Origin of the sequence: Spirillospora sp. NPDC046719 (assembly GCF_040645715.1) — a bacterium.
Classification (GTDB): Bacteria; Actinomycetota; Actinomycetes; order Streptosporangiales; family Streptosporangiaceae; genus Spirillospora.
This window is the reverse complement of record NZ_JBEYYT010000497.1, coordinates 1-6,242: the sequence shown is the minus strand read 5'-3', so window position 1 is coordinate 6,242 and position 6,242 is coordinate 1. Positions and strand designations below refer to the sequence as shown.

The 6,242-nt window shown below is 76.9% G+C and carries 5 protein-coding genes; 4 read left to right on the top strand and 1 reads right to left on the bottom strand.

Features of this window, described 5'->3' with window-relative positions:
* The 3 genes from ABZ914_RS44165 to ABZ914_RS44155 all read left to right on the top strand — a co-directional run.
* Positions 1–1,096 (top strand): PucR family transcriptional regulator (locus tag ABZ914_RS44165; protein WP_500200703.1); only part of this gene is annotated, 1,096 nt, incomplete at its 5' end.
* 99 nt (positions 1,097–1,195) lie between these two features.
* Positions 1,196–2,386, top strand: coding sequence for a cytochrome P450 (locus ABZ914_RS44160; protein WP_500200702.1), 1,191 nt, complete (start codon positions 1,196–1,198; stop codon positions 2,384–2,386).
* Positions 2,387–2,457: 71 nt separating this feature from the next.
* Positions 2,458–3,309 carry a hypothetical protein gene (locus ABZ914_RS44155; protein ID WP_500200701.1) on the top strand — a complete coding sequence of 284 codons (852 nt, stop codon included), beginning with the start codon at positions 2,458–2,460 and terminating at the stop codon, positions 3,307–3,309.
* Between the two features lie 73 nt (positions 3,310–3,382).
* Here ABZ914_RS44155 and ABZ914_RS44150 read toward each other — a convergent pair whose 3' ends face one another.
* Positions 3,383–3,769 (bottom strand): nuclear transport factor 2 family protein, encoded by a 387-nt coding sequence (locus ABZ914_RS44150; RefSeq protein WP_433137792.1) that lies wholly within the window; start codon positions 3,767–3,769, stop codon positions 3,383–3,385.
* A 375-nt stretch (positions 3,770–4,144) separates the two neighbouring features.
* Between ABZ914_RS44150 and ABZ914_RS44145 the strand changes: the two genes are divergently transcribed.
* Positions 4,145–6,242, top strand: a 2,098-nt coding sequence (locus ABZ914_RS44145) for an MFS transporter (protein ID WP_500200700.1), incomplete at its 3' end; no start/stop codon positions are given.

Below are 6,242 nucleotides of genomic sequence, written 5' to 3'. Positions count from 1 at the left end.
CCCGCTGTTCGGCGGCCGCGAGGAGACCGCCGCGCGGCAGCTCGCGCGCGACGCGGCGGGCGGCCCGCTGCCCGCCGACGACCTCGCCCGGTTCCGCGACCTCGGGGCGATGGCGGCGCGGCAGGGCATCCCGCTGCCGGTGCTGTCGGAGGTGTGGGACGCCGCGCTCGCCGCGGCGGCGCGGGCTTGCTGGGCGGCGGCGCCCGCCGGCCGCTTCACCGAGCTGGCCGAGGCGACGGGCCGCGCCGCGCGGCTCGCGGGACGGGCCCGGGAGGCGTGCATCCAGGGGTACGCGGACGCGCCGCGCGAGGGCGCCCGGTCCCGGCCGCTGCGCCGGCTGCTCGCCGAGACGCTGATCGACGGCGCGCCCGCCGAGGTCATCGCGGAGGCCGCCGGGGTCGCGCTCGCGCCCCGCTACCTGGTGCTGCGGTGCGAGGCGCCCGGTCTCGGTGCGGCCGCCGCCGCGCACTGGGCGCGGGCCCGCGAGCACCTGGAGGCGATCGACGGCGTGCTCCACTCCGGCGACCTCGCCGAGCTGGTCGCGCTGTTCCCGGCGGGGGACCCGGAGCGGGCCGAGGTGGCGGCCGCCGAGTTCGTGGCCGTCCTCGCCACCTGGACGCGGGGGCCGGTGCACGCCGCCGCGTCCTGCCGGAGCGGTCTCGGCGGGATCCCCGACGCGCTGGAGGAGGCGTCCCGGGTGCTGACGGTCGTCAAGGCGATCCCGGACGCCGAGGACCGTCCCTACCGCGCCGACGAGCTGCTCGTCGAGCTGGCGATCCTCGGCCAGCCCGGCATCCGGGAGCGGCTCGCCGCGGTGCTGTCCCCGCTGGACGCGGGCACCGACCTGCGCCGGACCCTGGAGGTGCTGCTCGCCTGCAACCTCGACCGCGAGCGCGCCGCCCGGGAGCTGTGGATCCACCGCCGGACGCTGCACTACCGGCTGGACCGGATCCGGGACCTGTCCGGCATCGACCCGAGCTCCGCGCGCGGCATCCAGCTGTTCCGCGCCGCGCTCACCTCGGCGCGGCTCGCCGGGCTCGAACGCGACGGCCGCCGGGCCGAGGAGGCGTCGCTGCCGCCGCCGCTGAGCGCCTGACCACTCCGCGGACGCCCCGCCCGCGCCCCCTGCCCGGAGATCCCGCCCGGAGACCCCGCCTGAAAGGCCCGACCGGACACCCCCGCCCGGAGAGCGATCTTGGACTTCCCCCTGCCGCACCGTCCCGGTGTCCCGCTGGACGGCGGCCACCTGCGCCGGCTGCGCGAGCGCCCCATGGCGCCCGTCCGGCTGCCCGGCGGCCACGACGCGCTGCTCGTCACCCGGCACGCCGACGTCCGCGCCGTCCTGGCCGGCGACGGCTTCGGCCGCGAGGCGTGGACCGGCGGCACCCTCTTCGCCCGCGACGCCCCGTCCCTGGCCCTCGTCGCCTCCGACCCGCCGACCCACACCCGCCGCCGCCGGGCGGTCCAGGGCCGGTTCCCCGCCCGCCGCGCCGAGGCGGACCGCCCGCGCGCGGAGGCCGCCGCCGAACGGCTGCTGGACGGCCTGGAGGCCGCCGGGCCGCCCGCCGACCTCCTCGCCCGCTTCGCCACGCCGCTCCCGTACGCGCTCATTCGCGACATGCTCGGCGTCCCGGCCGCCGACCTCGGGAGGCTGCTGCCGTGGGTCAGCGCGCTGATGTCGGCGGGACACGTCCCCGCAGGGGAGGTCGAGGCCGCGCGCGCGGGCATGTTCGGCTACTTCTCCGCCCTGCTCGACGCGCGCCGCGCCGGGGTCGCCGCCGGGGGCCCCGGCTCCGACCTGCTCACCGAGCTGCTGGCGGACCCCGGGCAGCGGCTCACCGCCGAGGAGATCACCGTCTTCGGGCTCGGGCTGTTCATAGCCGGCGGCGAGACCACGTCCAACTTCCTCGCCGCCTGCGTCCTGGAGCTGATCGCGCGCCCGGACCTGGCCGCGTCGCTGCGCGCCGACCCGTCCCGCATCCCCGCGGCGGTCGAGGAGTTCCTGCGCTGGGTGTGGTTCGGCGGCACCGGCGGCAGGCCGCACGTCGTGCTCGCCGGTACGCGCCTGGGCGGGACGGAGGTGCGGCGCGGCGACGTCGTCGTCCCGCTGACCGACGCCGCCAACCGCGACGCGGACGCGTTCGCCGACGCCGACGCGTTCCGCCCGGACCGCTCGCCCAACCCGCACCTCGGCTTCGGGCACGGCCGCCACCTGTGCCTCGGCGCGCCGCACGCCCGGATGGTGCTCCAGGTCGCCCTCGCCGCGCTGCTCCGCCGCCTGGACGGCCTCGATCTGGCGATCGACCCGGCGCGGCTGCGCTGGCGCGACCGGATGTTCGTGCGCGGCGTCTGGGAGCTGCCCGTGACCTGGCGCCCGCGGCGTTGACCGGGAGCGCGGCGTTGAGCGGGGGCTGGGCCAGTGCGGTGGCCGGTTGGTGTCGGCGCGTCGGACGGTACGTGTCCGGGAGCTACACGCCGGTCCAGTCGCTGGTGTTCGCGGCCGCCTGGGCGTACGGCGTCACGGGGCTGTTCGCCGCGCTCGACCCGCTCGTCACCCGGTGGCGGCCCGGCGCGGGGACGGCGGTCGCCGCGGTCACGGTGTTCGCCGACCTGCTGCTGATGCGGGCGCTGGACGACGTCCGCGACCTCGGCTACGACCGGCGCTTCAACCCCGGCCGTCCCCTCGCGTCAGGGGCCGTCCGGGTCCGCGACCTCGGTGTTCTGTACGCCGTCGGGTCACTGGCCGTCCTGGCGCTGAACGCGGCGCGGCCGTGGCAGGTCGCGGTCCTGGGCGTTCAGCTGGGCTATGGGTTCATCGTGGTCGCCGCGCACTGCCGGTCGGGACGGCCCTCCGGCGATCGGCTGTTCGTGAACCTGCTGGTCAGCCTGCCTGCGCCCGTCCTGCTGCACGCCTACCTGTACGCCGGGTACCTGCACGAGGCCGGGCACGGCGCCGGACGGCCCGGACTCGTCGCCGTCACCGTGGCCGTGCTCGCGGCCGGGCACGCCGAGCCGGCGAAGAACCTGACCCGGACGCCGCGGCCGGGGGAGCGGACGTACGCCGCCGCGCTCGGGCTCCGGGGAACCGCCGCGCTGGCGCTCGCCGCGCCCGCGCTGTCGGCCACCCTCCTCGCGGCGCGGTCGGAGGCGCCGCCCGCGTGGACGCCCGCCGCCGTCCTGCCGCTCGCCGTCCCGGCCGTGGCCGGGTACCGGTTCCTGCGCGGCCGGACCCGATGGCCGCCGGCCGCGCCCGCGCTCCACCTGCTGCTCACCTTCGCCGGGTACGCCGCGCTGGGCCTCGCGAGATGACGCGGCCGGAGGAGGCGCGGGCCGTCGTGCGGGCCGTTGTGCGGGCCATCGTGCGAGCCGTTGTGCGGGCCCGTCAGGCGAGGCCCATCTCCCGCTTGGCGGCCTCGAACTGCACCGCCATCGCCTCCGACAGCGCCTTCGCGCCCGACAGCGGGCGCACCATGACGCAGAACTCGTCGATCAGCCCGGAGTCGTCGTGGTGCAGGAAGTCGCAGCCGTGCACCTCGCGGTCGCCGACCCGCGCCTTGAACACCAGCGCGTGGTCCCGCCCGTCGCTGATCTCCCGGACGTAGCGGAAGTCGGTGAACACACGGGTGACGGCGCGCAGGATCGCCGACACCACCGGGCGGCCGTCATAGGGCGCGAACGCCACCGGGCTGAGGAACCGCACGTCCTCGGCCAGCAGGTCGGGCAGGGCGTCGAGGTCGCCCGTCTCGATGGCCGCGCGGAAAGGGTGCATCGGGCCTGCCTCCATGCCGGGTCTCGTCCCTGCTCGGGTCGGTGCTCGTCGTCCGTGCCGTCGCCGGTGCTCGTCGGTGCTCGTGCCGCCGGCGCGCCGGCCGCCGTCCCGCCGAGCCTAATGTGATCTCCGTCCGGCGGGCGTGGCGGGGGGCACGCCGACCTGACCGACGTGACTCCTTTTTCTCATCCCTCCGCCTCTATCGGTAAATTTCGTTCTTCGCGGAGAGTGATGCTGGTCTCATTCTCCGTCGCGGTTCCCCGTACGGGAATGAAACCGGCCCCTCATCGTCTTGATCACGGGGTGCGCCGCCGCCCGGAGCGCGGCGCCCACCCCGCCGCACGGACCGATCCATCCTCCCGGAGGCGTACCAGCGTGTCCCAGCCCGCCACCGCCCAGCACCCGCGCACGGCCGCTCCCGCCGGCACCGCGGCCGCCGGCCGCGAACCCGACCTCGGCCTGCCGGCCGAGCGCGGGTCCGGCCTGCTGATCGCCGTCCTGGCGTTCGCCGGCATCGTCGTCGCGGTCATGCAGACCCTGCTGATCCCGGTCATCGGGCAGCTGCCGCAGCTGCTGCACACCTCGCTGTCGAACGCGACGTGGGCGATGACCGCCACGCTGCTGTCCGGCGCCGTCGCCACCCCGATCATGGGACGGCTCGGCGACCTGTACGGCAAGAAGCGGATGACGCTCGTCAGCATCGGCACCGTCGTCGTCGGCTCGCTGGTCGCGGCGGTCAGCTCGCAGCTGCTGCTGGTCGTCGCCGGCCGCGCGATCCAGGGCTTCGCGATGGGCGCGATCCCGCTCGGCATCGGCCTGATGCGCGACTCGCTGCCCAGGGAGCGGCTCGGCTCGGCGCTGGCGCTGATGAGCTCCTCGATCGGCGTCGGCGGCGCGCTCGGCCTTCCGGTGGCGGCCTACATCGCCCAGCACTTCAGCTGGCACATGCTCTTCTACGGCGCCGCCGCGCTCGGCGCCGTGTCGTTCGCGCTGGTGGCGTTCGCCGTCCCCGAGTCGAAGGTGCGGGCGAAGGGGCGCTTCGACATCGCCGGGACGGTCGGGCTCACCGCCGGGCTGCTGGCCGTGCTGCTGCCGATCACCAAGGGCGGCGACTGGGGCTGGACGAGCCCTCGCACCCTCGGGCTCGGCGCGGCCGGCGTCGTGATCCTCGTGCTCTGGGGCGTGGTGGAGCTGCGGCTGCGCGACCCGCTGATCGACCTGCGCACCACCGCGCGCCGCCAGGTGCTGCTCACCAACCTCGCCGCGATCACCGTCGGCGTCTCGTTCTACGCCATGTCGCTGGTCCTGCCGCAGCTGCTGGAGCTGCCGAAGGCGACCGGGTACGGCCTCGGGCAGTCGCTGCTGGTCGCCGGGCTCACCGTGGCGCCGATGGGCATCGCGATGATGCTGGTCTCGCCGCTGTCGGCGCGCGTCTCGGCCGCGTTCGGCGCCAAGACCTCGCTCATCCTCGGCATGATCGTGATCGGCGGCGGCTACGGCGCGGCGCAGGGCCTGATGGGCGCGGTGTGGCAGGTCGCGCTGATCTCCACGATCGTCGGCGCCGGCATCGGGCTCGCCTACTCGGCGCTCCCCACGCTCATCCTCGGCGCCGTCGACCCGTCCGAGAGCGGGGCGGCCAACGGCGTGAACACGCTGATGCGCTCCATCGGCACCTCGGTGTCCAGCGCGCTCCTCGGCACCGTCCTCGCCCGCAACACCCTCCACTTCGGCGGCGCCGAGGTGCCGGACATGACCGGCTTCCGGATCTCGTTCGCCATCGCGACCGGCGCCATCGCGGTCGGCGTCCTGCTCGCGGCGTTCCTGCCGTCCGGCCGCCGCGCGGTGCGGCACGCCGGGCGCCCGGCTCAGGCGCCCGCGCCCGCCGCGACCGAGGTTCCGGCCACGGCCGCCGGTCCGGTGGAGAGCCCGGCCGTGCCGTCCGCCGAGAGCGAGACGTCCGCCGCGGCCGAGCCGTCCCCCGCGGGCGAGGGCCCGGCGGTGCGCGGACGGGTGCGGCGCCCCGACGGGACGCCGCTCTCCGGCGCCACCGTCACCCTGATCGACGCGAGCGGCCGCCAGCTCGGCGTGGTCGCCACCGGCGACGACGGCCGGTACGCGGTCGCCGCGCCCGCGCCCGGCGGCTACGTGCTCGTCGGGTCGGCGCCGGGCCACCAGCCCGAGGCCGCCACCGTCGCCGTGCTCGACGGCCCCGCAGCCGCCGACCTCGTGCTCGGCGGGATCGGCGGCGTGGCCGGGACGGTCCGCGACGAGGCGGGCGCGCCCGTCGCCGGGGCCGTCGCGGTCGCCACCGACCAGCGCGGCGAGGTCGTCGCCTCCGCCACCACCGGAGCGGACGGCGCGTTCGCGCTGGCCGACCTCGCGCCCGGCGGCTACACGCTGACGGTGAGCGCGGCCGGGCACCGGCCCGCCGCCCGCCCCGTGCGGGTCGAGGGCGGCGATCCGGCACCGGTGG